The sequence below is a fragment of the Streptomyces sp. ERV7 genome (assembly GCF_001653515.1).
Lineage (GTDB): Bacteria > Actinomycetota > Actinomycetes > Streptomycetales > Streptomycetaceae > Streptomyces.
The window spans coordinates 1300017-1324695 of sequence record NZ_LYOY01000040.1 but is presented as its reverse complement, the minus strand read 5'-3'; the positions used below and the strand labels follow the sequence as shown (position 1 = coordinate 1324695).

Below are 24679 nucleotides of genomic sequence, written 5' to 3'. Positions count from 1 at the left end.
ACGAGCCGGACGCCGTCGGCCTCGACCTCGCCGGACAGCTGGTGGGTGGGCGGTACGAGGGGTGGCGTATCTCACCCGCCGCGGCCCCGAGGGCGCATTCCAAGCCCGTGCCCCGCCGCCGACCGGCAATCCCACGGCCTGGCACCCCGTGCCGCATTCCGATGGAAGCCGCGCGTCCGCCGAGGGGACCGCGGCCGGGGCGACCGGGTCGCAAACACCGCGCGCCCCTCGAAACGCGCCCGTAAGGTGACCGTCATGCAGGTGATCCAGTCGACCAAGCTCGCCAATGTCTGTTACGAGATCCGCGGCCCGGTTCTCGAAGAAGCCATGCGGCTGGAGGCGGCAGGTCACCGCATCCTCAAGCTCAACACCGGCAACCCCGCCGCGTTCGGCTTCGAGTGCCCGCCGGAGATCCTGGAGGACATGCTCCGCAACCTCTCCGGGGCACACGGCTACGGCGACGCGAAGGGCCTGCTCTCGGCGCGGCGCGCGGTGATGCAGCACTACCAGACCAAAGGCATCGACCTCGACGTCGAGGACATCTACCTCGGCAACGGCGTCTCCGAGCTGATCCAGATGTCGATGCAGGCGCTGCTCGACGACGGCGACGAGGTGCTCGTCCCGGCGCCGGACTACCCGCTGTGGACCGCCTCGGTCTCGCTGGCCGGCGGCACCGCCGTGCACTACCGCTGCGACGAGCAGTCCGACTGGATGCCGGACCTCGCCGACATCGAGCGCAAGATCACCGACCGCACCAAGGCGATCGTGATCATCAACCCGAACAACCCGACGGGCGCGGTCTACGGCGAGGAGATGCTGCGCGGCCTCACCGAGATCGCCCGCCGCCACAACCTGATCGTCTGCTCGGACGAGATCTACGACCGGATCCTGTACGACGGCGCCACGCACACGCCGACCGCCGTGGTCGCCCCGGACCTGATGGTGCTGACCTTCAACGGCCTCTCCAAGAACTACCGGGTGGCCGGTTTCCGCTCCGGCTGGCTGGCGGTCTGCGGCCCCAAGGCCCACGCCTCCTCGTACATCGAGGGCCTCACCATCCTCGCCAACATGCGGCTGTGCGCCAACATGCCGTCGCAGCACGCGGTGGCCACCGCGCTGGGCGGGCGCCAGTCGATCGAGGACCTGGTGCTGCCGGGCGGCCGGCTGCTGGAGCAGCGCGACACGGCGTACGACCTGCTCACCCAGATCCCCGGCGTGAGCTGCGTGAAGCCGAAGGGCGCGCTGTACCTCTTCCCCCGTCTGGACCCGGCGGTCTACAAGGTCAAGGACGACCGCCAGATGGTCCTGGACCTGCTGCGGGCCGAGAAGATCATGGTCGTGCACGGCACCGGCTTCAACTGGCCCGAGCCCGATCACTTCCGCATCGTGACGCTTCCCTCGGCGCAGGACCTGGCCGCCGCCGTGACCCGGATCGGCAGCTTCCTGGACGGTTACAGCCAGATGTAGCCAGATGCGGCCCGGCCCCTGGTTCCCACTCAACTTTAGACAGAATCTAAGATAGGATGGGCTCCTGCGACAGAGGAGGCCATCTCATGTACGAGCCGATCCGGACGAAGTCGGTGCACAGCACGATGGCCGCCGACGCCCGCATCCCGCACCGCTCCCGCGAGGAGGAGCTGGACATCCAGCTCGCCGGGCACCTCGCGGCGCTGCTCGCGGTCACCGACGAGCTCGGGCTCGCCGAGGCCGGCGACGCGATAGCGCGACAGGTCGCGCGGTTGCGCGGGGGGATGCCGCCGGTTCGGCACGCGGGTCTGCGCGGCGTGCCCGCGGCCTCGCTGCACGACCGCGCGCACGCGCTCGCGGGCCGCGCCCTGGTGGTCGCCGCCTCGCGGGCGGACACGGCCGCGGCGATCCTGGCGGCGGAACGTATGGACGCCCACTCGGCGGCGCTGACCGCCGCCCTCTGATCGGCCCCGGTCCGCGCGCCGCGGAGGTCCGCGGACCGGGTGCCACGTTCCGCTTACGCGGGGCCAGGTGGGGTTCTTGGGCCCGGACTTCACCTGCGGGCCGGTGGGGGCTGGTCGCGCACTTCCCCGCGCCCCTGAGGTAGCACGCCGCAGGCCCCCGCACCCAGCTCAGCCACAGTCCTTCAGGGGCGCGGGGAACTGCGCGGCCAGCCCCCACCGGCCGCAAGGTGAAGTCCGGGCCAAGAAGGGGCGCGGGGAACTGCGCGAGCAACCACCCACCGGCCCGCGGACAAAGACCGGGCCAAGAAGGGGCGCAGGCGGCAGGGGCTCACAGTGATGCCAGCACCACGATCAGCAGGATCAGGACCGCGAGCCCGATCAGCAGCGCGGGGCTCAGGCCCGAGGTGGTGGGGGCCGGGGCCGGGAGCGGGCCGGGGTTGAAGACGTCGTGGCCGGTCACGGCGGCCCGGGCGCACCAGGGGCACCCCGGCAAGTGCGACCCGTACGTATGGCGCGGCCGGTCGGGACACACCCGCACCCGCACCCGTTCACGGTCCAGCGCCCGCAACCAGTCCTCCGCCGACGGCCGGGCCCCGGGATCGAGCACCCCGGGACCGAACGTCGCCCGCGAGAGCCCCAGGAGCTCCGGCGGCAGCACCGACGGGTCCACGGTCCCGCGCGGCACCACGACCTGCTCGGGCCGCACCACGTACGAGATGCTCGCCGCGATGTTGTCCTGGACCGTCGACTCCGGCGCGCTGTCGTGCGGGACGCCCCCGAAGGGGTGGTTCCCGGCCGTCAGGAGCTGGTAGACGAGGACCGCCAGCGCGAAGTCGTCGCTGGCGCGCGTCGCCGGGCCACCCGTGTGCCGCTCCGGCGCGGAGTAGTCGGTGGTGTGCATCAGACAGGGGAACAGCTCCCCGGTGACCGCGTCGGTGAAGGCGATGGAGTCGCAGTCCAGGAACGTGATGAAGCCGTTCGCGTCGACCACCACGTTGCTGCTGGAGAAGTCCCCGATGACCAGGCCCTCGTGGTGCATCCGGGCCGTCATGAACGCCAGGTTCCAGGCGACGCCGAGCATGAACCGCCAGTCGGCCCGCCCGTGGAAGAGCCGGATGCGCTGGGAACGGGTGAACAGGCCGACCAGCTGGATGTGTTCGGGCTCCCCGAACCGCTGCATCGCGTATCCCAGGAACGCGCCGCCCGGCGCCCGCGCGGGCGCGGTCGGCCAGGCGAGCTCGGGCCGCTGGGAGCGGTCGGTGGGCCGCCCGCCGAGCGGGGACATGGTGAGCATCCGGGTCAGCCGCCGCTCCTGCTCCGGGCCGGGCGGATCCCGGTAGAGCTTGACGACGACCCGGTCGTCGCCCACCACCGGGTAGACGGCCGCCTGGCCGCCGCCCTTCAGCGGCGCCGCCGCCAGGACCACCGGCACCCCGCCGAGCAGCACGGTCTGCCCGCCGGGACCACCATCGCTCACGCTCATGCGACCCCCGTCCGCACCGCCCGCAGCAGCGTCTTGTCGTCGCCGTTGAGCGCGGTCAGCCGGTCGGACCGGAGCAGCGCGGCCAGCCGTTCGTCCTCGTCCCCGGACGCGCCCGCCTCGGTGTCGAGCGAGCGCAGCACGGCGGCGGCGAAGGACTCGTTGGGCGCCTGCGGGGCGCCCCCCGACCAGGAGAGCGCGGCCTGGGCCAGGCCGTCGGTGGAGAGCAGGACACCGTCGACGCCCTCGTCCCGTACGCAGTCGGTCCGCACCCAGCGCGCGGCGTCCGGCGTGCTGAGGAACACCGTCTCGTTGCTGTACTCGCTCACCGCGGCGGGCTGCGGCAGCAGATGGAACTGCCGCTCGCCGTCCTCGGTCCCGGCCCGCAGCACCACGAAGCCGTCCCCGACGCTGCAGTGGCCCAGCCAGCCGGGCGCGAGCACCATCACGGTGAGCGTGGTCGCGTGGTCGGCGGCCGCCTCGCCCGTACGGTCGAGGAAGTCGTCCACCACCCGCTGGAAGCCCTGGCGCAGCAGCCGGCGGGCGGCGGGGCCGTCAACCCCCGAGGCGGGCAGCCGGCCGAAGTGCTCCACCGCCAGGCGGACCGCGAGCGAGGAGCCCTCGCCGGAGCGCGGCCTGCTGCCCGCGCCGTCGGCGACCGCGAGGACCGTGACGGGCCCGTCCGTCGAGCACCGCCAGGCGTCCTGGCAGAGGACGCCGTCCCGGCGGTGCCGGTAGCCCTCCACACTCAGTCCGTGCACCCGCCAACTCCCGTGCGCCCGCGTCCCCATGCCCGCTCAGGCTTCCCAGGCCGGGCGCTGCGTCTTGAACTGGCTGAAGATCTTCTCGAAGACCTCGTCGCCCGCGCCCTTGGTCTCGGCGTTGGCGCTCGCCGACATCATCTGGAGCAGCTGACGGAACGGGAAGCCCTGGAGCCGGGCGTTGAACTTCGGCGCGTACGCCTGGAGCACCTGTTCGGCGAGGTCGGTGAGGCCGCCGACCCCGATCGCGTACAGCCGGAAGCGGCGGGCCGCCTGCTCCTCGGCGAGCACCGGGACGAGCCGCTGCCAGGTGCGGCTGATGTGGCCGGTGCCGTCGGTCGGGAGCCCGTCGGTGACCAGGCAGATCTGCGGCCGGTAGTACTGGAAGCCCTGGGAGCGCAGCTCGGTCTTGCGGGCGGCGACCACGTGCATGGCCAGCTCCAGGGCCTCGGTCATCAGGGTCACCCCGGAGGCGGCGAGCCGCGGCGCCTCGAACATGTGGGCAGCGACGAACGGGCCGACCGGGGAGCCCGCCTCCAGCGGCTGGCTGCCGCGCCAGGCGGTGACGCCCCGGCCGCCGAAGGTGATGACGGCGACCTCGACGCTGTAGCTGAGGCTGACGTCGTCGTGGAGCTCACGCGTCCACTCGCTCAGCGCCTGGTTCAGCGCGTCGATGGGCGGGCCCGCCATCGAGCTGGAGGTGTCGAGGCACAGCACCAGCGGCAGCCGTTGGGCGTTGTTCTCGAACTCGATGTCGGCGTACTCCGCCGGAAGCGTCCTCGTTGGCTGCTGCCTGCGCATCTGATCTCTCCCCGTTCTCGGTTTCCTCCGCCGTACGTCAACTTCCGTGCGGCGCCCTGCTGGTGACGTTCCGTCCGTCTTCCGCGTACGCGTGGGCGTACAGGATCCCGGCGTCCCTGCCCCGGCCCTCGGTCACCTCCACCCGGGCGCCGGGGGCGGGCGCGGGCGTGCCGGGTTCGGCCCAGACCGCCCGGTGCAGGCTCTGGTCGAGCTCGACGTACCCCTGCGGGTGCAGTGCGGTGCGGACGACGGCGATACGGCCCGGCGCGGCCGGCCCGGCGACCTCGCGGCCGGGCGCGCGGTGTCTGCCCGCCGCACCGGCCGGGCCCGTACGGGCGGTGGGCACGGTCACCGGGCCCCCGGCGGCGGGTACGGCGAACGCGAGGCGCGGGCCCCGCGAGCGGCGTACGGCGAAGACCAGTGCGGTCACCAGGAGCAGCAGCAGGGCGGCCACGCCGAGCGCCGGGACGAGCAGCGGGGAGCCGGAGCCGCCACCGGAGCCGCCGACGCTGTCGAAGTTGTGGCCGAGCTCGACGGCCAGGTTCGCTCTCACGAGGTCTTCGCCGCGCAGGGGCTTGTCCTTCTTGTCCGTGGCGGCGAAGGTCTTGCACACATCACCCGGGCAGGCGCCCGCTTGCGCCAGCGCGTCCAGGGTCTCGCGGTCGAGCCGGGTGATCTGCGCGTCCGGGTCGACCAGCCGGTCGCCCGCGAGGACGAGCAGCAGGGTGCCGCCCTCGCCGGTGGGGTGCCCGGCCGGGACCATGACGACCAGCGGGCCGCGGTCGAGGACGGGCTTGCGCTGGGCGAGATTCCAGTCGGCGGGCTTCCCGTCGAGGTCCAGCGGCTCGCGCAGGGTCACGAGGACGGCCGCGTTCTTGGTCACGGGGCCGACGAGCTCGGCCCAGCAGCCCAGTCGCTCGGCCAGCTTCCCCGAGCAGGACTCGTCGGCGGCGGCGGTCGGAACGACCGCGGCGAGCAGGGTCAGGGCCAGCAGCCCGGCCAGCGCCCACAGCCTGCGCGCAGCGCGCGGCCCACACAGCAGCCCCATGTGCGAAAACCTCCCCGTCCCCCGGAAAAGCACATCGCAAATATGACGCCACCGGACGCCGCCCGTAAGGGTTTTGGTCATTCCCGGATGATTTCCGGGCCATTCCCGGAAACCCCTTCTACAACTGGAATACCTGGTGGCACCGGAGAAACATCTGCCTCGCCTGTTCCACCCAATCGGCGGCCAGCGCATCGAATTCGGGCTGGTTCATCCGGCAGTTGAGCGGCAGTGTGCAGACCCCGGCGATACAGGGCCGGGGCCCGCGTACGTCCCACACCGACAGCATCGGGACCAGTTGCTCGGTGTTCCACGCGTTGGCCGCGGCGGCGGCCGTCGCCAGCTGGTCGCCGCGCAGGAACCGGCCGTCGGTCATGAACGCCACCAGCAGCTTGGTGGTGGTCATGAACCGGACGGTGACGGCTCGTCCCGCGTCCGCGAGGTCGAAGCGCAGCGAGACGGAGACGGTGTCCTCCTCGCAGTGCAGACGGCGCCCGGACGCCCACCCGTGGACCAGCGGCCGCCACTGGACGCCCAGGTCGCCCCCCTGGCCCGTCGGCGTTCCCTCAGAGTGCCGCACGGCCCACCGCCTCGATCACCATGGCGTCGCTAAGCCCCGCGTCGAGCAGCGTCTGCGCGTGGAGCAGCAGACAGGACGGCAGAGAGGCCCGGCTGCCGGACGCCCGGCGGACGTCCAGTTCGCCGGTGCGGACCCGGATCCGCTTGGCCACGGTGGGCGGCGGCCAGGTGAGCGCCCGCGCGCTGCCCGCGTCCGGGCCGAGCAGCCCGCTCAGCAGCGCGTCCAGGCCCGGCCGGTCCTCGGGCCGCTTGGCCAGGCACTGCTCGGCCAGCGGCCGCAACTCGGCGGGTACGTCGTCGAGTTCGGGCTCCGCGTGCACCACCCGGTAGGCGACGCCCGCGCCGTGCCGGAAGGGCGCGTACCCCGTGACGGCGTAGACGAGGACCCCGCCGAGCGAGAAGACGTCGCTGGCGGGACCGACCCGGGCGCCGGTCATCTGCTCGGGCGACATGTAGGGCGGCGTCCCCATCAGCGTCCCGGCCCGGGTGAGCCCGGTCGCCCCGGCCACCATCGAGATGCCGAAGTCGATGACGCGCGGCCCGTCGGCGGCGAGCAGGACGTTCGACGGCTTGAGGTCGCGGTGGACCACTCCGGCACCGTGGATGGCCTGCAGCGCCTCCACCAGACCGGCTCCGAGCCGGCGCGCCTGGCCGCCGGTGAGCGGCCCGTCCGAGCCGACCGCCTCCGACAGGGCGGGCCCGGGGACGTACGCCGTGGCCAGCCAGGGCAGTTCGGCCTCCGGGTCGGCATCGACGACCGCCGCCGTGAAGGCCCCGCCGACCAGCCGCGCGGCGGCCACCTCACGGGCGAAGCGCCGCCGGAACTCCTCGTCGGCGGCGAGTTCGGGACGTACGACCTTGACCGCGACGGCCCGGCCCGCGGGCGAGCGCCCCAGATACACCCAGCCCATCCCGCCGGATCCCAGCCGCCCCTCTATGCGGTACGGGCCCACCCTCATCGGATCACTCACCGGTGTGCGCAACCTCCGCGCCCCCTCACTCGGCCCAACGCGCTCCGGTCAGAGTGTCCCGCGAACACCCGTGTCCGGCAGCCACCATGGCGAAAATCAATCCCGGGGAACGGTTTTGGGAACCGTCCCGCGAAAGGGGCCGGAAAAACGTCCGGCCCCCGGAGCCGTGAGGGGGCTCCAGGGGCCGATCGTGTCGTGGCGGACCGTCGTGACCCCACTGGTCAGGGCGGTGTTCGGGGCAGCCCGCCACGAGTCTTGGGCGGGCCGGTCAGCCCAGGCGGGCGACCAGCGCGCGGTACTCGTCCCACAGCTCCTTGGGCGTGTGGTCGCCGAAGGTGTTGAGGTGCTCGGGGATCAGCGCCGCCTCCTCGCGCCAGACCTCGGTGTCGACCTTGAGCAGGAACTCCAGGTCCGCCTCGGCCAGGTCGAGGCCGTCGGTGTCCAGGGACTCCTTGGTCGGCAGGATGCCGATGGGGGTCTCGACGCCCTCGGCCTTGCCCTCCAGGCGCTCCACGATCCACTTCAGGACGCGGCTGTTCTCGCCGAAGCCGGGCCACACGAACTTGCCCGCGTCGTTCTTGCGGAACCAGTTCACGTAGTAGATCTTGGGCAGCTTGGCGGCGTCCCCCTTTGCCACGGCCTGTGCGCCGACCTTGACCCAGTGGGCCATGTAGTCGCCCATGTTGTAGCCGCAGAACGGCAGCATCGCGAACGGGTCGCGGCGCAGCTCGCCGACCTTGCCCTCGGCGGCGGCGGTCTTCTCGGAGGCGACGTTCGCGCCGAGGAAGACGCCGTGGTTCCAGTCGAAGGACTCGGTCACCAGCGGCACGGCGGAGGCGCGGCGGCCACCGAAGAGGATCGCGGAGATCGGGACGCCCTTGGGGTCCTCCCACTCGGGGGCGATCGTCGGGCACTGGCCGGCCGGGACGGTGAAGCGGGCGTTCGGGTGGGCGGCCGGGGTCGCGGACCCGGGCGTCCAGGCGTTGCCCTTCCAGTCCGTGAGGTGCGCGGGCGCCTCCTCGGTCATGCCTTCCCACCACACGTCGCCGTCCTCGGTGAGCGCGACGTTGGTGAAGACGGAGTTGCCCCACAGCGTCTTCATCGCGTTGGCGTTGGTGTGCTCACCGGTGCCGGGCGCGACGCCGAAGAAGCCGGCCTCGGGGTTGATCGCGTACAGCCGGCCGTCCTCGCCGAACCGCATCCACGCGATGTCGTCGCCGATGGTCTCGACGGTCCAGCCGGAGATCGTGGGCTCCAGCATGGCGAGGTTGGTCTTGCCGCATGCGGACGGGAAGGCCGCGGCGACGTACTGGGACTCGCCCTGCGGCGGGGTCAGCTTGAGGATGAGCATGTGCTCGGCGAGCCAGCCCTCGTCGCGCGCCATGACGGAGGCGATGCGCAGCGCGTAGCACTTCTTGCCGAGCAGCGCGTTGCCGCCGTAGCCCGAGCCGTAGGACCAGATCTCGCGGGACTCCGGGAAGTGCGAGATGTACTTGGTGGAGTTGCAGGGCCACGGCACGTCGGCCTCGCCCGCCTCCAGCGGGGCGCCGAGCGTGTGGACGGCCTTGACGAAGAAGCCGTCGGTGCCGAGCTCGTCCAGGACCGGCTGCCCCATGCGGGTCATGGTGCGCATGGAGACGGCGACGTACGCGGAGTCGGTGATCTCGACGCCGATGGCGGAGAGGTCCGAGCCGAGCGGGCCCATGCAGAAGGGCACGACGTACATGGTGCGGCCGCGCATCGAGCCCCGGAAGACGCCCTTCTCGCCCGCGAAGATGGCCTTCATCTCCGCCGGAGCCTTCCAGTGGTTGGTCGGCCCCGCGTCCTCCTCCTTCTCGGAGCAGATGAAGGTGCGGTCCTCGACCCGTGCGACATCGGTCGGGTCGGACGCGGCGTAGTACGAGTTCGGGCGCTTGATCGGGTCGAGCTTCTTGAACGTCCCCTTGGCGACGAGCTCCTCGCAGAGGCGCTCGTACTCGGCCTCGGAACCGTCGCACCAGACCACCCGGTCCGGCTGCGTGATGGCTGCGATCTCGTCTACCCAGGAGATCAGTTCCTGGTGGTTCGTCGGGACAGAAGTGGGAGCCGCGATGTCGCGCGCCACGATCGCTCCTTGTAGAGGGTTCGGTGATTCCCTTGTGAGGGTCTCTTCGTTCGTTGCCCCGTGGGGGCTGCGACCCGGACGCTTCGGTTGTACCTGGCGCTCATCCGGTGCCGACCGCACTCATCTGATCATCCGTGCCACTCGCCCATATGTCCAGAGGCACTCTCACGTGAGCATCGCCACTCGACATCGGGTGTTCACCTCCGGTGCACGAGGTCGGGGCATACGGTTACGGGCCGCCCCTATCCGTAACTTACGGAGCCGTAGGTAGCATGCGGGACATGACTGATCAGGTGACGGCCCTCGCGCCGGCAAGGCCCCTGAAGCCCAAACTGCGCGGCTGGTTGCATGCGGGGATGTTCCCGGCGGTGGTCATCTCCGGCCTGGTGCTCACCGCACTCGCCCACTCGACCCGGGGCCGTGTCGCCTGCGGGATCTACGTCCTGACCGCCTGTCTGCTCTTCGGCGTCAGCGCCCTCTACCACCGGGGCGACTGGGGGCCGCGCGGCGAGGCGATCCTGCGCCGGCTCGACCACGCCAACATCTTCCTGATCATCGCGGGCACCTACACCCCGCTCACCCTGCTGCTGCTCCCGGACGCGACCGGGCGCGTACTGCTCTGGGCGGTGTGGGCGGCGGCGCTCGCCGGGATAGCCTTCCGCGTCTTCTGGGTCGGCGCCCCGCGCTGGCTCTACACCCCCTGCTACATAGCGATGGGCTGGGCCGCGGTCTTCTTCCTCCCCGACTTCATGCGCACCGGCGGCATCGCGGTGCTGGTCCTGGTCGTCGTCGGCGGACTGCTCTACAGCGCGGGCGGCGTGATCTACGGCATCAAGCGCCCCAACCCCTCGCCGCGCTGGTTCGGCTTCCACGAGGTGTTCCACTCCCTGACGCTGGCGGCGTTCGTCGTCCACTACGTCGGAATCTCCCTGGTCGCCTACCAGCACTCTTGACCGTCACCATCTTTTGAGAGTTACTGTCACTTGACGGTAACTCTTACGGAGGTGTGCCATGACCCAGGTGTCCGGTCCCGATCCACGGCGCTGGTGGGCGCTGGGGGCGATGGTCGCGAGCATGCTGGTGCTCGGCTTCGACATGACGATCCTCAATGTCGCGCTGCCGACCATGGCCCAGCAGCTCGGCGCCACCACCGGCCAGCAGCAGTGGATGGCCGACGCCTATGTCGTGGTCTTCGCCGCCCTGATGCTCCCGGCGGGCCTCCTCGGCGACCGCTTCGGCCGCCGCCGGATGCTGATCACCGGCCTCGGGATCTTCCTGGCGGGCTCCCTCGTCGGCGCGCTGACCACGAGTGTCGGGGCGGTCATCGCGGCCCGCGCGATCATGGGCGTGGGCGCCGCGTTCGTCATGCCGCTCGCCCTGGCCGTACTGCCCTCGCTGTTCCCCGTCGAGGAGCGCACCAGGGCCGTCTCGATCGTCACCGCCTCCTCCGCGCTCGGCCTGCCGCTCGGCCCGATCATCGGCGGCTTCCTGCTCAACCACTTCTGGTGGGGCTCGGTCTTCCTGATCAACGTCCCCATGGTCGCGATCGGCATCGCCGCCTGCGCCTTCCTGCTCCCCGAGACGCGCGACCCGGCGTCGCCGCGCGTCGACGCCCTCTCCACCGCGCTCACCGCCGCAGGGCTCGGCTCCCTCATCTACGGGATCATCGAGGCGCCGACCCGGGGCTGGGGCGACCCGCTGGTCGTCGCCGCGCTGGCCGGCGGCGCGGTGCTGATCGCCGCCCTGGTCGTACGGGAGCGGCGCGTACCGCGTCCGATGCTCGACATGAAGCTGCTCGCCCACCGGCCGTTCCTGCTCAACACGCTGGCCGCGACGCTGGTGATGTTCATCCTCTCCGGGCTGATGTTCGTCCTGCCGCAGTACCTCCAGGCGGTGCTCGGCAACGACGCCTTCGGCACCGGTCTGCGGATGCTGCCCCTGATGGGCGGGCTGATGATCGCGGCCAAGGCCGGGGAGTCGGTGGTCCGGCGGTTCGGGGCGCGCGGCACGATCAGCGCGGGCCTGGTGGTGCTCGCCTTCTCGGCCTTCCTCGGCAGCCGTACGACGATGGAGAGCGGCTACGGCTTCACCGCGCTGTGGCTCACCCTCACCGGGCTCGGCTTCGGCTTCGCGATGGTCCCCGCGATGACGACGGCACTCGCCACCCTGCCGCCCGACCGCGCGGGCAGCGGATCCGGGCTGCTGATGACCGTACGCCAGGTGGGCAGCGCGATCGGGATCGCGCTCCTGGGCTCGCTGCTCGCGGGGGTGTTCACGGACCGGCTCGACACGGCCGGGCTGCCGGGACCGGCCGCCGACCGGGCCGGGGACTCCGTGGTGGCCGCGCATCTGGTCGCGGAGCGCCTCGGCGACTCCCGGCTCGCCGCCTCCGCCGACTCCGCGTACGTCCACGGCATGACGACGGTGCTGCTGGTGTGCGGGGTGGCGGCGCTGATCACCGCGCTGCTCGCGGCGGCACTGCTGCCGGGGCGCGAGACGCCGGAGGCGGCCGCGCGGGACGCGGCGGATGCGCCCGCGCGCACCGCTGACGCCGTGGACGCCATGGATGCCTGAGAATGTCGACATGCCCGCCACCCGACGCACCCGGTCCCTCGACTCCCTCGCCGAGGACATGCAGCCGCAGCTCGGGCTGCGCGAACGCAAGAAGCTCAAGACGCGCGTGGCGATCCGGCGCGCGACCTACCGGCTGATCGCCGAGCAGGGGTACGACGCGACGACGGTCGAGCAGATCGCGGAGGCGGCGGAGGTGTCCCCCTCGACGGTGTTCCGCTACTTCCCCACCAAGGAGGACATCGTCCTCACCGACGAGTACGACCCGATCATGGTGGCCGAACTGCGGGCCCGCCCGACGGACGAGCAGCCGCTCGACTCCCTGCGGCACATCGTCGTCAAGGCGACCCGGCTGGCCCTGGAGCACGAGCGCGACGAGCTGATCGAGCGCACGACGCTGCTGGTCCAGGTACCGGCGCTGCGCGCCCGCATGATGCAGTCGATGGCCCTCACCAGCCGCCTGCTGTGCGGGGTGCTGGCGGAACGCACCGGCCGCGCGGAGGACGACCTGGAGGTCCGGGTGTTCTCGATGTCGGTCCTGGGCGCGCTCTACGAGACGACGGTGTACTGGGCGGAACGCGACCACGAGGACGACTTGGTGGAGCTGGTGGAACGCTCTTTCACGACGGTCAGGAGCGGCCTGCACAGCTGAGCGGCACCGGGCGCCCTACAGGGGCGCGGGGAACCGCGCGAGCAACCCACCACGGTCCGCAGCCGAAAGAAAGAGGGGTCCGGGGCAAAGCCCCGGACCCCGCGACGGTCAGCGCTGGCGCGCCGCCAGGGCCTTGGCGGCCTTCAGGCGACCCGGCGCGAGCGCATCCACCGCGCCCGCCCCCAGCCCCGTCCCAGCCGCGCAGCTTCGCCGCCACCCGCCGCAGCCCCGAGTCACCGGGACGCACGTCGATCTGGAAGTGCGACTCCTTCGGGGTCGACGCGTCGCCGCCCCACTTCACCACGCCCTCCAGATCCGCCAGGATGTCGCGGACGACCACCAGCTCGTGCGGGAAGAAGCCGTTCCGCGCCCGCGCCGGGTACAGCAGCGGACGGATCGCGATCGCCGTCCCCGAGAGGTAGTTGCTCTCGTACGGCGCCGCCACCGCGCGCCCGGTGGTGTGGCCGGTGATCTCGCCCGCGCCGAGCGTGTGGATCTCGTAGTGGTAGCGGCGCACCACGTGGGTGAGCACGGTCGCCACATCGCCGTCCAGTGCCGTGAAGTGGACACCGCCCGCGCCCTCGACCCGGTGCGAGGGCGCCGAGGCGACGACGCGCCAGCCGTTGGCGGAGGTGCGGTCCCGCCACTCCTCGGCCGCCGGGGCGGCGGGGACGGCCGGGGCCGGAGCGGCGGCGGCCGTGCCGGACATCCCGCCCGCGACCAGCGCCGCACCACCGGCGACACCGGCGCCGGCCACCAGGAAGCGGCGGCGGCCGATGCGCGTCGCCTGCGTCATGACATCACTCATGGTTCGGTTCCTCATCACTCTCGTACCGGCCCTACAGGCCCTTGGCGTTGGCTTCCTGCAGGACGCGGTCGTGGAGCCCGTCCGCGAAGCCCCGGCAGAAGTCGTTGAGGACGTCGTCCGGCAGGTCCCCGGGCATCGTGGCGTTGTCCCCCGCCTGGCCCTGGATGAGCGTCCGGCGGCCGATGGTGAGGACCGGGTCGGCCTGCGAGAGCAGGACCGAGCGGGCCATGGTGACCACGTGGTCGACGTTGCCGCCGAAGCGCTGCTCGTAGAAGTCCCGGAAGCGGGTCAGGGCGCCGGCGTCGCGCTCGCCCATGCCGTAGTGCTCGCGGACCACGTTCATGAACTGCCCGCCGCGCTCCACCCGCCGCGCGATCAGATAGCCGTCGGCGTCCTCGATGAGGTCGTTGAAGCCGAACGTCGAGGTCACGCCCATCCGGCCGAACTTCGCGTCGCAGTAGGCGTGTCCGGACGGGTACGCCTTGATGTCGCGCCGCCACTCGCCGTAGAGGGTGATGAGGTCACCCGCCCAGCCCGCGATGTCGCCCGCGCCGACCCGCCGGATGTCGCTGTCGCTCTGCGGCTTGTCGTAGTGGCCGTTGGCGGCGGCCAGCAGGTGCTCGGCACCGATCGGGTACCCGGTCACCAGGTCGGTGAACACCGGCAGGACGGAAGCGCCGTCGCTGTTCGCGAACTTCACGAAGTCGGGATTCGCGTACCCGATCAGCATGGCCCAGTTCTTGTCGTTGTACTTCTCGCTGCGGCCGTACTGCATGGTGAGCCGGTTCGGGTCGCCGTCCCTGGTGTTCGTGTACCGCATCGCCAGCGGGAACACCTTCTCCATGTTCCTGATGAACGCGGAGGCGGGGTCCACGGCCTCGTGCACACTCTTCTGGCCTTCGTCGCCGCCCACCCGGCGCGCGTCGTTGTCGAGGTCGAACGAGTCGCCGCTGTAGATGAACTTGAACTCCCGGATCTGGTTGAACGCCCAGTTCGGCGGGAGCGGGAAGCCGAGGTTCCCGGAGAAGCCCCAGGACATCCCGGAGACGAAGGAGTACCGGGCGTCCGTGCGCTTGCTGACCTGGGTGCAGACGTTCCGCGAGCCGTAGACGCCGTGGTAGTAGCGCTTGCCCTTGTTGGCGAGTCCGGCCTGGACACCCTGGAAGTACGGGACGACGTTGGAGGCGATCTCGTCCGTGGTGGCGTCGTAGTCGACCGCGAAGTAGATGACCGTGCCCCGGTTGAAGCCGTAGGCCTCGGCGCACGAGTGGGCGTTCTGCGCGTGGTTGAAGCCCTGCTCGAAGGTGAAGTCCTGGAGGCGGCGGGCGTTGTCCTGGTAGATCGGGAACACGCTCAGACCGGCGGCGAAGATGTCCGCCAGCTCGCCGTCCTTGATGTTCTTGTCCAGGGTGCTGCCCGGCGGGTCGAACAGATAGCGGCCGACGTGGGTGTAACCCGCCTTGAACAGCGCGTCCGCGCGCGGCCGGGTGATCCGGAACCGGGTGTCGCACGCCTTGGTGGCACGGTTCGGGTCGCCGGTGGAGACCAGCAGCTGGGCCCAGGTGCGGTAGTCGCCGACACCGTTCGCGTCCAGCTCCGAGAACTTCTGGAACGCCTTCACCCACTCGTCGAGCTTGGCGTCGAAGGTGCTGCGGAACGTGGTCATGATGTTGGTGTCGGGCGTGACCACCGGGGAGTTGAAGACGCACGCCGCCGAGAAGAGCTGGGCCCAGATGCCCGAGTCGCCCTGCTTCACCGGGTGGTTCTTCAGACCCGCCTGGGTGCCGGGCCCGAACGCGCCGGTCGCCTGGTCGTCGGCTATGCCCAGCTCGTACTGGATCGCCTTCATCAGCGACTTCTGCACATCGCGGGAGTACACGCCGTCGGCGGGGCCGATGAAGAACGACGAGTGGCTGATGTAGCGGCTGTTGAGCCAGCGCTGCACCTCGCGGACCGTGTCGGTCCCGCCGGTGATGGAGACGTAGGCGTCCATGCTCAGCAGCGCCTTGAAGACCTTGGGCGACACCAGGCCGTGGGAGGCGTCGACACCGGCGTCGTTCTTGAGGTTGCGGACCGACTTGTCGGTGGCGGCGCCGTACGCGCCGGTGCCGTCGCCGCCCCAGTAGCCCTTGCAGAACAGGGCGTGCTCGACGATCTTCTTGATGTTGACGTTCGGCTCGTTCGGGCCGATGTCGCCGCGCTTGGCGAGCTCGGAGAGCGTGCCCGGGCCGAAGCTCGCGACCAGCGGGGCCATGGTGAGCTCGGCCTGGAGCGCCATCGTCAACGCGAACATCGTCGACCAGCCGGTGCGCCCGTCCTCGGGGCACTTCACATAGCCGGGGACCATCGCATAGGTGGCGTTGACCCACTTCTGGGCAGCAAGGACCTTCTCGTCCGCCATGTTTCTCTCTCTGGTGAGCGGGGCTCGGGACTCGGGGGTGCGTGAATCCTGATGGCGGAATGAGGCATTCCGGCAACGGCCGTCCGGTCGGCCGCCCTGGTGGGCAGCACGGAACGGCCTTCTCCGGAAGCTGGTTTCCCCGCATCACCTCGGCGTCGGTTTCCCCCGTCGACGGCCGTCGGTGCGGTGATCATAACCGAATGATCAACCGCTTTTCGTTGCGTACGGCGACGTGTACGGCCACTCTCCGACGTGTCGTACGATCTCCCGGCACATGATCATTTGGTGCGTCGTCGGACGCACCGCCAAGGGGGAGCAACTCATGGGTACGGGCAGGAAGTTCGCCATGGCCGCCGTCACCGGGACGCTGGCCGTCGCGGGCGTCGCCGCCACCGGCGGGACCGCGTTCGCGGGCACCGACGGGCAGCAGATCGTCATCCACGACGACACGCGCCGGGTCGAGTCCATCAAGATCGACGGCCTTGACCAGAAGGGCAGGCCCGCCCACGCGTGCCTGGCCACGCCGGGCTACGAGACCCGCTTCGGCGGCTGGTGGTGGCGCGACTACATGCACTTCAGCAAGTGGACCGACAAGACCTGCGGTCAGAGCGGCGGCAGCTGGCTCGGCTCGCAGGACGAGTGGGTCCCGGCGTGGCAGTCGCCGGACCGGGGCGACTGGTACTACATCGGCATCTTCAAGAACGACAACTGAGCCGCCCGGGTTCCCCGCGCCCCATCACGGGCGCGGGGAACCCGCGTTCACGCCCGGCACACGCCTCAGGACAGCGCACTCGCCAGGTCGTCGGCGCTCGTCACCGGCGCCTCGCAGGTGAAGTGGCGGCACACATACGCCGCCGGGCCCCCGTCGACCAGCGGGCGGTCCACCAGCAGCGGGAACTCGGCGCCGCCCGGGTCGCCCACCGCCACCACCGCGCCCGGCGCACGGCCGAGCAGCGCGGCCCGGTGCAGCTCGCCCCCGGGCGGGCCCACCACGGCCACCTCGCGGGGGCCGTCGAGCAGCGCCTCGGCCGTCGCCAGACCCCAGCCGATGAACCGGGGGGCGCGCGGCCCCAGCGCCTTCACCACGCCCAACGCGCCCTCGGCGGCGGTCCGGTGGGCGGAGGAGCCGGTGTGCGCCGCGTACGAGAGCAGCGCGCCGGCCGCCGCCGTCCAGCCCGACGGCGTGGCACTGTCCGTGGGGTCCTGCGGGCGCCTGATCAGCTTCTCGGCGTCGTGCGCGGTGTCGTAGAGCACCCCGCCCTCGCCGGTGAACTGGTCCAGGACGATGTCGAGCAGGAACCCGGCGAACTCCAGCCAGGCCCCCTCCCCCGTCACGCCCGCGAGCGCCAGGAAGCCCTCCGCCACATCGGCGTAGTCCTCCAGCACCCCTTCGTTGGCGCCCACTTGGCCGTCCTTGGACGTACGGGACAGGCGCGCGCGGCCGTCCATGTGGACGCGGACCAGCAGATCCGCCGCCTCGGTGGCCCGCTCGACGAGGTCGGGCCGGTCGAAGTACGCGCCCGTCTCCGCGAGCGCGGCGATCGCCAGGCCGTTCCAGGCGGCGACGACCTTGTCGTCCCGGCCGGGGCGGCGCCGCCGCTCGCGCGCCGCGAAGAGCCGCTCCCGTACGTCCGCCGCCACCGGGCCGCCGTCCGCCGGGAGTTGGAGGACCGAGGCGCCCTCCTCGAAGGTGCCCTCCTCGGTCACCCCGAAGTGCCGGGCCGCCGCCTGCCCGTCCTTCTCGCCCAGCGCCTCGGCCAGCTGCGCGGGCGTCCACACGTAGAACGCGCCCTCGACGTGGCGGCCGCTGCCGTCGTCGCTGTCGGCGTCCAGGGCCGAGGCGTAGCCGCCCTCGGCGGTGCGCAGCTCGCGCACCATGAAGTCGGCGGTCTCCAGGGCCACCCGGCGCGCCAGCTCCGAGCCGGTGGCCCGCCACAGGTGCGCGTACACCCGGCACAGCAGCGCGTTGTCGTAGAGCATCTTCTCGAAGTGGGGCACCACCCACTCGCGGTCCACCGAGTAGCGGGCGAAGCCGCCGCCCAGCTGGTCGTAGATGCCGCCGCGCGCCATCCGCTCACAGGCGTCCGCGGCCATCTGGAGCGCGCCCTCGGCGCCCGTACGGGCGTGGTGGCGCAGCAGGAACTCCAGCGTCATCGACGGCGGGAACTTGGGCGCGCCGCCGAAGCCGCCGTGCCGCTCGTCGTAGTCGCGCGTCAGCCCGAGCAGCGCGGCCGCCAGCTCCTCCTCGCCGGGCACCCCGGCGCCCCCGCCGTACACCAGCTCACGCTCGGACAGGTCCCGCACGACCTTCGCGGCGACCTCGCCCACCTCCTCGCGCCGGTCCGTCCACGCGGCCCGCACCCCCTCCAGGACCTGCGGGAACGACGGCATGCCGTGGCGGGGCTCGGGCGGGAAGTAGGTGCCGAAGTAGAACGGCTCGGCGTCCGGCGTCAGAAAGACGGTCATGGGCCAGCCACCCTGCCCGGTGGCCGCCTGTACCGCCTCCATGTAGACGGCGTCGACGTCCGGCCGCTCCTCGCGGTCGACCTTGACGTTGACGAAGTGCTCGTTGAGGTACGCGGCCGTCGTCCCGTCCTCGAACGACTCGTGGGCCATGACATGGCACCAGTGGCAGCTGCTGTAACCGACGCTGAGCAGCACCGGGACCCCGCGCTCGCGCGCCTCGGCGAACGCCTCGGGCGACCAGGGCCACCAGTCGACGGGGTTGTCGGCGTGCTGGAGCAGATACGGGGACGTCTCATGGGCCAGGCGGTTCGGCATGGGGTCATCCTCCCCCACGGGCGAGATGATCCGCCGACTCCCTCGCGCCGACGCGCGCCGCGCAGGACACTTGACACGGACGGCACACTCGACCAGGACTCAAGGCGTACCGGACGCTCTCGGAGGGGGACGCATATGCGGGACGGCCATCGGGCGGAGGCCGAGCGGCTGTTGGCGCGCGCGGTCGAGGAGGAGGTGCGGCGCTCCGGAGGCCGGGCCGACGCCAACGCGCTGCTGACACGCGGCCGGGCGGCACTCGACGCGCTGGCGGCGAGCGCCGAGGAGGAGTACGCGGCGTACACCCGCGCACTGGACGAGGCGGAGGCCGGGCAGCCGACGCTCGGCGCCCGGTTCGCGCGCGAGAAGACGGGCACGGCGTTCCTGGTGACCGCCGTCGCGGCCGTCACCGCCGTCGTCGCGGACACGGCGCTGGGGACCGGCGCGGGGCCCGCGCTCGGCGCCGGTGCGGCCGTGGCCGTCGCCGGGTCCGCGGCCACCGTCCTTCGGGTGACCGCCGCGCACTGGCCGGCCGCCCACCGGCGCGCGGGCGAGCTCGGCCGCCCGGGCGGCGCCGAGCAGCTGCGGCTGGAGTGGCTGACCGCCCTGGACGTGCGGGGCATCCGCCCGTTCCTGGACCAGCAGCGCATGACGGCCCCGGCCGCCCGCACCGGCAAGAAGACCGGCGCGTCCGTGCCCACCCAGCTGCGCGGCACGGACAAGAGCGCGGCGGCCCGGCGCCGCTCGGTCCTTGAGCAGTCCTTCGGCCATCTGCCGGAGCCGCAGGGGCCGTTCGCGGGCCGGCGCGGCGAGATCACCCGGATCGCCCAGTGGGTGCACTCGGCGCGTGCCGCGACCGAGACCCGCCCGACCGTCGTGGTGCTGCACGGCCCGGCGGGCGTGGGCCGCACCACGCTCGCGGTGCGGGCGGCGCACGAGCTGCGGGACCAGTTCCGGGGCGCGTGCCTGGTGGACCTGCGCGGCGGCGGCCAGGGCCCACAGGCGCCGCTGCCCACCCGCGACGCGCTGCTGCACCTGCTGAACCGGCTCGGCGCGCCCCGCGAGCAGCTGCTCTTCCGCGAGCGGTCCTCGGCCGACCAGCAGGTGCGCCGGCTCGCCGAGCTCTACCACCAGCATCTGACGGGCCTTCCGGTCACGGTGGTCCTGGACGACGCCGTCGACGCCGAGCAGGTGCGCACCCTGGTGCCCGGGCGGTCCGACAGCCTGGTCCTGGTGACGGCCGCCCGGCCGCTGGAGCTGCCCGACGACTTCCCGGCGTGGGTGCACCAGCTGGCCGTGGAGCCGCTGGACGAGGCGGGCGCGGAGGAGCTGCTGCGCGAGGCGGCGCAGGAGGAGTCCAAGGAGCCCTACGACGGCCAGGCGGCCCTACTGGTACGGGAGTTGTGCGGCGGACTGCCGCTCGCGCTGCGGGTCGCGGGCTCCTCGCTCGGCCCCCGCGACGCCCGGGCGCTGGCGGCGGACCTCGGGGCGTACGGCCCGGTGGAACCCGTCGAGCGGGCCCTGTGGCTGCGCTACACCGACCAGCCCGACCAGTCCCGCAGACTGCTGCGGCGCCTGGCGCTCGCCGGGCGGGCCTCGCTCGGCGCGGCGGCCGCGGCGGCGCTGCTCGCCACCGGTGAGGCGGAGGCGGGCCGGCTGCTCGCGGACCTGGCGCGGGCGGGCCTGATCGACCAGGTCCGCGCCGACCGCTACCGGCTGCACGACACCGTACGGGCGTTCGCGCGGGCCCGGCTCCTCGACGAGGAGGAGGCCGCCGAGCGCACGGCCGCCCAGGAGCGGCTGATCCAGAACTACGCGGAGCTCGCCGACGCGGTGATCCGTATGGTCGACGGCAAACTCTCCACCCGCGCGGGCCAGTTCGGCAGCCACGGCTTCACCTCGCTGGACGCGGCCCTGCGCTGGCTCGACGACGAGTCGAGCTTCATCACGGCCGCGCTGCGCGACACCGAGGGCATCGACCAGCAAGCGGTGCTCAATCTGCTCGGCGCGCTCTGCGACTACTGCCTGCTGCGCGGCGACCTCTACCGCCTGGGCGAGATCAGCGAGCTCTCCCAGGCCGTCGACCAGGGGCTCCTTGAGCGTTCCGTACGGTGGCGCACCGGCATCGCGGCCCGTCAGCTGGGCGAGCTCGACACCGCCCGGACCACGCTGACCTCGGTGGTCGGCCTCTACCGGGAGGCGCAGAACGACGCCGGCGCGGCGCTCGCGCTCGCCTCGCTCGGCATCACCCTGCACCACCAGGGCAACCTCACCGAGGCGGCGGCGAAGCTGCGCGAGGCCATCGACCTCCAGGCCGCCCCCGAGCAGGACGAGGACCGGGCCTGGTCGCTGCACGCGCTGGCGGCGGTCGAGCGCGACCGGGCGAACCTGGCCGACGCGCTGACCCTGCTGGACACGGCACTGTCCCTGCACCGCGAGGGCGAGTCGCTGCACGGCGAGGCCTGGACCCACTTCCAGCTCGGCCAGGTGTGTCTGCGGATGGGCGACGTGGTGCGCGCCGAGGAGGCGCTGCGCACCGCGCTCGACCTCTACGGCCGCACCCGCGACGGCCGCGGTGAGGCCTGGGCGCTGACCCAGCTGGCCCGGGCCCGTCTGGTGGACGGCGACCCGTCCCCGGCCGTCGACGGGCTGCGCCAGGCCCTGTCCCGCCACCGGGAGCAGGAGGACGCGCGCGGCGAGGCGTGGACGCTCTACTACCTGGGCCAGGCCCTGGAGGAGCGCGGCGACCGCGACCAGGCGGTCCGCGAGCTGGAGCGGGCCCGCACGATGTTCTCGCGGATGCGCGATGTGTACGGCCTCGCCTGCGCCCGCCACCACTCCGGCCGGGTGACCCGGGACCAGCGCGCCGCGCAGACCGGCAACCTGCGCAACTCCGGCTTCGCCCGCCAGCTCCTGGTCGACGCCCGCGCCGACTTCCACCGCATCGGGGTCGCCCACGGCGAGGCCTGGACCTGTCTGGAGCTGGCCCTGATCGACGCGGGCAACAACCGCGCGCCCCAGGCGCTGCGGCTGTGCGACGAGGCGGTCGAGCTGTTCGACTCGTACGGGGACCGCAGGGGCGGCGACTGGGCCCGCTTCCTGCGCTGCACCCTGCTGCCGTACGCCTCGGCGGGCGGCTCCGAGATCGGGGTCGCGGTGGCCCAGGAGGAGCTGTCCCAGCTGGCCCGCGCCCACCACGCCACCCGCGACAGCAAGCTGGAGGACTGCGCGGAGGCGTACGCGCTGATGCTGGAGCGCGGCGTCGAGCTGGAGGCCGGCTGGCAGGCCTGGCACCTGGGCATGGTCCCGACCCGGCACTCCCGAGAGGTCATGGGGGTGCCGGTGGGGGCGGGGCGGGCCGGGCGGGCCCTACGCCTTCTTCGGGCTGCCCTTGCCGGCGGCGGACGGGGCCGCCGGGGCCTCGCCCGGCTCCGGGGTCTCCTCGAAGTCGACCTTGCCCATGTGCCGGTTCATCGACTTCATCAGCAGCCACACGCCCGCGGCCAGCGCCGCGAAGACGATGAAGCCGAGGACGCCGGGCGTCACCTTGTCGTTGTCGATGTCCTTGGCCAGCGGGACCAAGTGCGTCAGTGCCAGGCTTGCGCTCATATCAGGCATTCTCGCGTACGCCCGCGAAGAGGTCGTCCTCGGGGAGGGAAGTGTCCACGAGCGACTTCGCCAGCTCGTACTCCTCCGTCGGCCAGACCTCCCGCTGGATCTCCATCGGGACCCGGAACCAGCCGCCGTCGGGGTCGATCTGCGTGGCGTGCGCGATCAGCGCCTTGTCACGGATCTGGAAGAAGTCCGCGCAGGGAACGTGCGTGGTCAGCGTGCGCTCGACCCGCTCGAACTCCTTCCAGCGCTCCAGCCACTCGCCGTACGGCGACTCCATGCCGCGGTCCAGCATCGCGTGGTGCAGCGCCAGCGTGCGCGGCTTGTTGAAGCCCTGGTTGTAGTAGAGCTTCCGCGGCTGGTAGGCCGGGCCGTACTCGGACTCCGGGAACTTCTCCGTGTCGCCCGCGCCGTCGAACGCCACCATGGAGATCTTGTGGGTCATGATGTGGTCGGGGTGCGGGTAGCCACCGTTCTCGTCGTACGTGGTGATCACCTGCGGACGGAAGGCGCGGATCTTGCGGACCAGCTCGCCCGCGGCCTTGTCCACGTCCTCCAGGGCGAAGCAGCCCTCCGGCAGCGGCGGCAGCGGGTCGCCCTCCGGCAGACCGGAGTCGACGAAGCCCAGCCACTCCTGCTTGACCCCGAGGATCTCGCGGGCCTCGTCCATCTCCTTCTTGCGCACCTCGTGGATGTGCTCCTCGATGTACTTGTCGCCCTGGAGCTTCGGGTTGAGGATGGAGCCGCGCTCGCCTCCCGTGCAGGTCACCACCAGCACGTCCACCCCCTCGGACACGTACTTCGCCATGGTGGCCGCGCCCTTGCTCGACTCGTCGTCGGGGTGGGCGTGCACGGCCATCAGTCGCAGCTGCTCAGTCAAGACAAGATCCTCAGTGATTCGGCGCCCTGGGTGTCGCCCTCTGTGATCCGGCGCGATGGGCGGCTTCTATAGTGACCGAATCGGGGGGCGGAAAATTCCGGCACCCCCAGCAGCAGGAGGACGACCATGGCCGCGGCAAGCCAACCGCTTCCCGAGGGGCGCTACGGGCGCACCGCGGACCAGCGGGCCGACCGCAAGCTCAAGATCATCGGCTCGGTCCTGGGCGTCGCGCTGCTCGGTGTGGTCGGCTGGATCGGCTACGACTACGTGAGCGGCCAGTCCGTGTCGGCCGAGGTGATCAAGTTCAAGGTCGTCTCCGCCAAGGCCGTCGAGGTCCACCTGGAAGTGCGCAAGGACAGCGGCGAGACCGGTGTCTGCACCCTGCGCGCGCTGGAGACCGGCGGCGACGAGGTGGGCCGCAAGGACGTGCGCTTCGAGCAGGGGAAGAGCCGTATCGACGAGGTGGTCACCGTGCAGACCACCTCGCGGGCGACCGCCGTCGACCTCGTCGGCTGCAAGTCGGTCTGACCCGGGCCCGCCCCGGCCCGTGCGGGGCGCCTCAGCCCCGCCGGTCGACTTCCTCGACTCGTCCGCGCTGACCTGCGCCGACGATTTCGCTACGGTTTTCGTCCTCCCCCTTCCCGCCCTGAATTGTTAGGCTCGTGGTTTCGCCCGCCCGAGAAGGCACATCCTTCTGGGTAGGGCGATGCGCTTGTATTCCCAGTACCGACGAGGAGCACCTGTGACCCAGACCAGCGACAACGTCACCTGGCTGACCCAGGAGGCGTACAACCAGCTCAAGGCCGAGCTGGAGTATCTGTCTGGTCCCGCGCGCACGGAGATCGCCGTAAAGATCGCGGCGGCCCGTGAGGAGGGTGACCTCCGGGAGAACGGCGGGTACCACGCGGCCAAGGAGGAGCAGGGCAAGATGGAGCTCCGGGTGCGCCAGCTGACCCAGCTCCTCGAGCACGCCAAGGTCGGCGAGGCACCCGCCGCGGACGGCGTGGTGGCCCCCGGCATGCTCGTCACGATCGCCTTCGACGGCGACGAGGACGACACCCTGGAGTTCCTGCTCGCCTCGCGCGAGTACGCGTCGACGCAGATCGAGACGTACTCGCCGCAGTCCCCGCTCGGCTCCGGCGTGAACGGCAAGAAGGTCGGCGAGGACGCCGAGTACGAACTGCCGAACGGCAGGAAGTCCTCGGTGAAGATCATCGCGGCCACGCCGTACACGGGCTGAGCCCGCTCCGTACGCAGCGGAAGCCCCCGACGGCCGCCCTTCCAGGGCCGTCGGGGGCTTCGCCG

General features: G+C 71.9%; 20 protein-coding genes and 1 pseudogene. 9 read left to right on the top strand and 12 right to left on the bottom strand.

The annotated features are described in order from the left end of the window. The first annotated feature begins 255 nt into the window (after positions 1-255). Together A8W25_RS20620 and A8W25_RS20615 are read left to right on the top strand one after the other, a co-directional pair. The gene (locus A8W25_RS20620) at positions 256-1467 is read left to right on the top strand and encodes a pyridoxal phosphate-dependent aminotransferase (RefSeq protein ID WP_067163503.1); all 1212 of its coding nucleotides are present in this window, start codon (positions 256-258) and stop codon (positions 1465-1467) included. 86 nt (positions 1468-1553) lie between these two features. Then, positions 1554-1931, top strand: coding sequence for a hypothetical protein (locus A8W25_RS20615; RefSeq protein ID WP_067163502.1), 378 nt, complete (start codon positions 1554-1556; stop codon positions 1929-1931). A gap of 328 nt (positions 1932-2259) precedes the next feature. On the opposite strand, the gene A8W25_RS20610 is transcribed toward A8W25_RS20615, so the two are convergent. The 7 genes from A8W25_RS20610 to A8W25_RS20580 all read right to left on the bottom strand — a co-directional run bounded on the left by A8W25_RS20610 (position 2260) and on the right by A8W25_RS20580 (position 9672). Then, a complete protein-coding gene (locus tag A8W25_RS20610) occupies positions 2260-3414 on the bottom strand; it encodes a hypothetical protein (RefSeq protein WP_067163500.1) in 1155 nt (384 codons plus the stop codon). Beyond that, positions 3411-4172, bottom strand: a complete 762-nt coding sequence (locus tag A8W25_RS20605) for a PP2C family serine/threonine-protein phosphatase (RefSeq protein ID WP_324616254.1) — start codon at positions 4170-4172, stop codon at positions 3411-3413. The genes A8W25_RS20610 and A8W25_RS20605 overlap by 4 nt, the downstream gene beginning before the upstream one ends. Before the next feature lie 36 nt (positions 4173-4208). Continuing rightward, positions 4209-4973 carry a vWA domain-containing protein gene (locus A8W25_RS20600; protein WP_067163497.1) on the bottom strand — a complete coding sequence of 255 codons (765 nt, stop codon included), beginning with the start codon at positions 4971-4973 and terminating at the stop codon, positions 4209-4211. A 37-nt stretch (positions 4974-5010) separates the two neighbouring features. After that, entirely contained in the window at positions 5011-6021 is a 1011-nt protein-coding gene (locus A8W25_RS35050) for a hypothetical protein (protein ID WP_079126203.1), read from the bottom strand. A gap of 118 nt (positions 6022-6139) precedes the next feature. Beyond that, positions 6140-6598 carry a hypothetical protein gene (locus A8W25_RS20590; RefSeq protein ID WP_067163495.1) on the bottom strand — a complete coding sequence of 153 codons (459 nt, stop codon included), beginning with the start codon at positions 6596-6598 and terminating at the stop codon, positions 6140-6142. After that, positions 6585-7568, bottom strand: a complete 984-nt coding sequence (locus A8W25_RS20585) for a serine/threonine-protein kinase (protein WP_234386507.1) — start codon at positions 7566-7568, stop codon at positions 6585-6587. Before A8W25_RS20585 ends, A8W25_RS20590 begins: the two co-directional genes overlap by 14 nt. A 268-nt stretch (positions 7569-7836) precedes the next feature. Then, on the bottom strand, positions 7837-9672 hold the full coding sequence (locus tag A8W25_RS20580) for a phosphoenolpyruvate carboxykinase (GTP) (RefSeq protein ID WP_067163492.1): 1836 nt from the start codon (positions 9670-9672) through the stop codon (positions 7837-7839). A 272-nt stretch (positions 9673-9944) separates the two neighbouring features. On the opposite strand from A8W25_RS20580, the gene trhA reads away from it, so the two are divergent. The 3 genes from trhA to A8W25_RS20565 are packed head-to-tail and all read left to right on the top strand — an operon-like array spanning position 9945 to position 12895. Then, positions 9945-10625 (top strand): PAQR family membrane homeostasis protein TrhA, encoded by a 681-nt coding sequence (gene trhA / locus A8W25_RS20575; RefSeq protein ID WP_067163491.1) that lies wholly within the window; start codon positions 9945-9947, stop codon positions 10623-10625. Between the two features lie 58 nt (positions 10626-10683). Beyond that, positions 10684-12246 carry an MFS transporter gene (locus A8W25_RS20570; protein ID WP_067163489.1) on the top strand — a complete coding sequence of 521 codons (1563 nt, stop codon included), beginning with the start codon at positions 10684-10686 and terminating at the stop codon, positions 12244-12246. Positions 12247-12256: 10 nt separating this feature from the next. Next, the gene (locus A8W25_RS20565; RefSeq protein ID WP_067164282.1) at positions 12257-12895 is read left to right on the top strand and encodes a TetR/AcrR family transcriptional regulator; all 639 of its coding nucleotides are present in this window, start codon (positions 12257-12259) and stop codon (positions 12893-12895) included. On the opposite strand, the gene A8W25_RS20560 is transcribed toward A8W25_RS20565, so the two are convergent. Both A8W25_RS20560 and A8W25_RS20555 read right to left on the bottom strand, forming a co-directional pair. Further along, on the bottom strand, positions 12873-13703 hold the full coding sequence (locus A8W25_RS20560; protein WP_324616252.1) for a hypothetical protein: 831 nt from the start codon (positions 13701-13703) through the stop codon (positions 12873-12875). The genes A8W25_RS20565 and A8W25_RS20560 overlap by 23 nt on opposite strands. Before the next feature lie 31 nt (positions 13704-13734). Then, positions 13735-16104 (bottom strand): glycoside hydrolase domain-containing protein, encoded by a 2370-nt coding sequence (locus tag A8W25_RS20555; protein WP_067163487.1) that lies wholly within the window; start codon positions 16102-16104, stop codon positions 13735-13737. Positions 16105-16426: 322 nt separating this feature from the next. On the opposite strand from A8W25_RS20555, the gene A8W25_RS20550 reads away from it, so the two are divergent. Next, positions 16427-16816 carry a hypothetical protein gene (locus tag A8W25_RS20550; RefSeq protein WP_158942631.1) on the top strand — a complete coding sequence of 130 codons (390 nt, stop codon included), beginning with the start codon at positions 16427-16429 and terminating at the stop codon, positions 16814-16816. A 65-nt stretch (positions 16817-16881) separates the two neighbouring features. Here A8W25_RS20550 and A8W25_RS20545 read toward each other — a convergent pair whose 3' ends face one another. Beyond that, complete coding sequence (locus tag A8W25_RS20545) at positions 16882-18885, bottom strand: thioredoxin domain-containing protein (protein ID WP_067163484.1); 2004 nt, start codon at positions 18883-18885, stop codon at positions 16882-16884. A 135-nt stretch (positions 18886-19020) separates the two neighbouring features. On the opposite strand from A8W25_RS20545, the pseudogene A8W25_RS20540 reads away from it, so the two are divergent. Further along, a pseudogene (locus A8W25_RS20540) lies at positions 19021-22233 on the top strand (tetratricopeptide repeat protein); the annotation flags it as partial. An 18-nt stretch (positions 22234-22251) separates the two neighbouring features. On the opposite strand, the gene A8W25_RS35045 reads toward A8W25_RS20540, so the two are convergent. Both A8W25_RS35045 and mca read right to left on the bottom strand, forming a co-directional pair. After that, on the bottom strand, positions 22252-22500 hold the full coding sequence (locus A8W25_RS35045) for a hypothetical protein (RefSeq protein WP_079126296.1): 249 nt from the start codon (positions 22498-22500) through the stop codon (positions 22252-22254). Continuing rightward, complete coding sequence (gene mca, locus A8W25_RS20535) at positions 22493-23374, bottom strand: mycothiol conjugate amidase Mca (protein ID WP_079126201.1); 882 nt, start codon at positions 23372-23374, stop codon at positions 22493-22495. Before mca ends, A8W25_RS35045 begins: the two co-directional genes overlap by 8 nt. 126 nt (positions 23375-23500) lie before the next feature. Here mca and A8W25_RS20530 point away from each other — a divergent pair, with 126 nt between their 5' ends. Together A8W25_RS20530 and greA are read left to right on the top strand one after the other, a co-directional pair. Continuing rightward, complete coding sequence (locus A8W25_RS20530; protein WP_067163480.1) at positions 23501-23902, top strand: DUF4307 domain-containing protein; 402 nt, start codon at positions 23501-23503, stop codon at positions 23900-23902. Between the two features lie 214 nt (positions 23903-24116). Beyond that, on the top strand, positions 24117-24614 hold the full coding sequence (gene greA, locus A8W25_RS20525) for a transcription elongation factor GreA (RefSeq protein ID WP_067163479.1): 498 nt from the start codon (positions 24117-24119) through the stop codon (positions 24612-24614). The last annotated feature ends 65 nt before the right edge of the window (positions 24615-24679 follow it).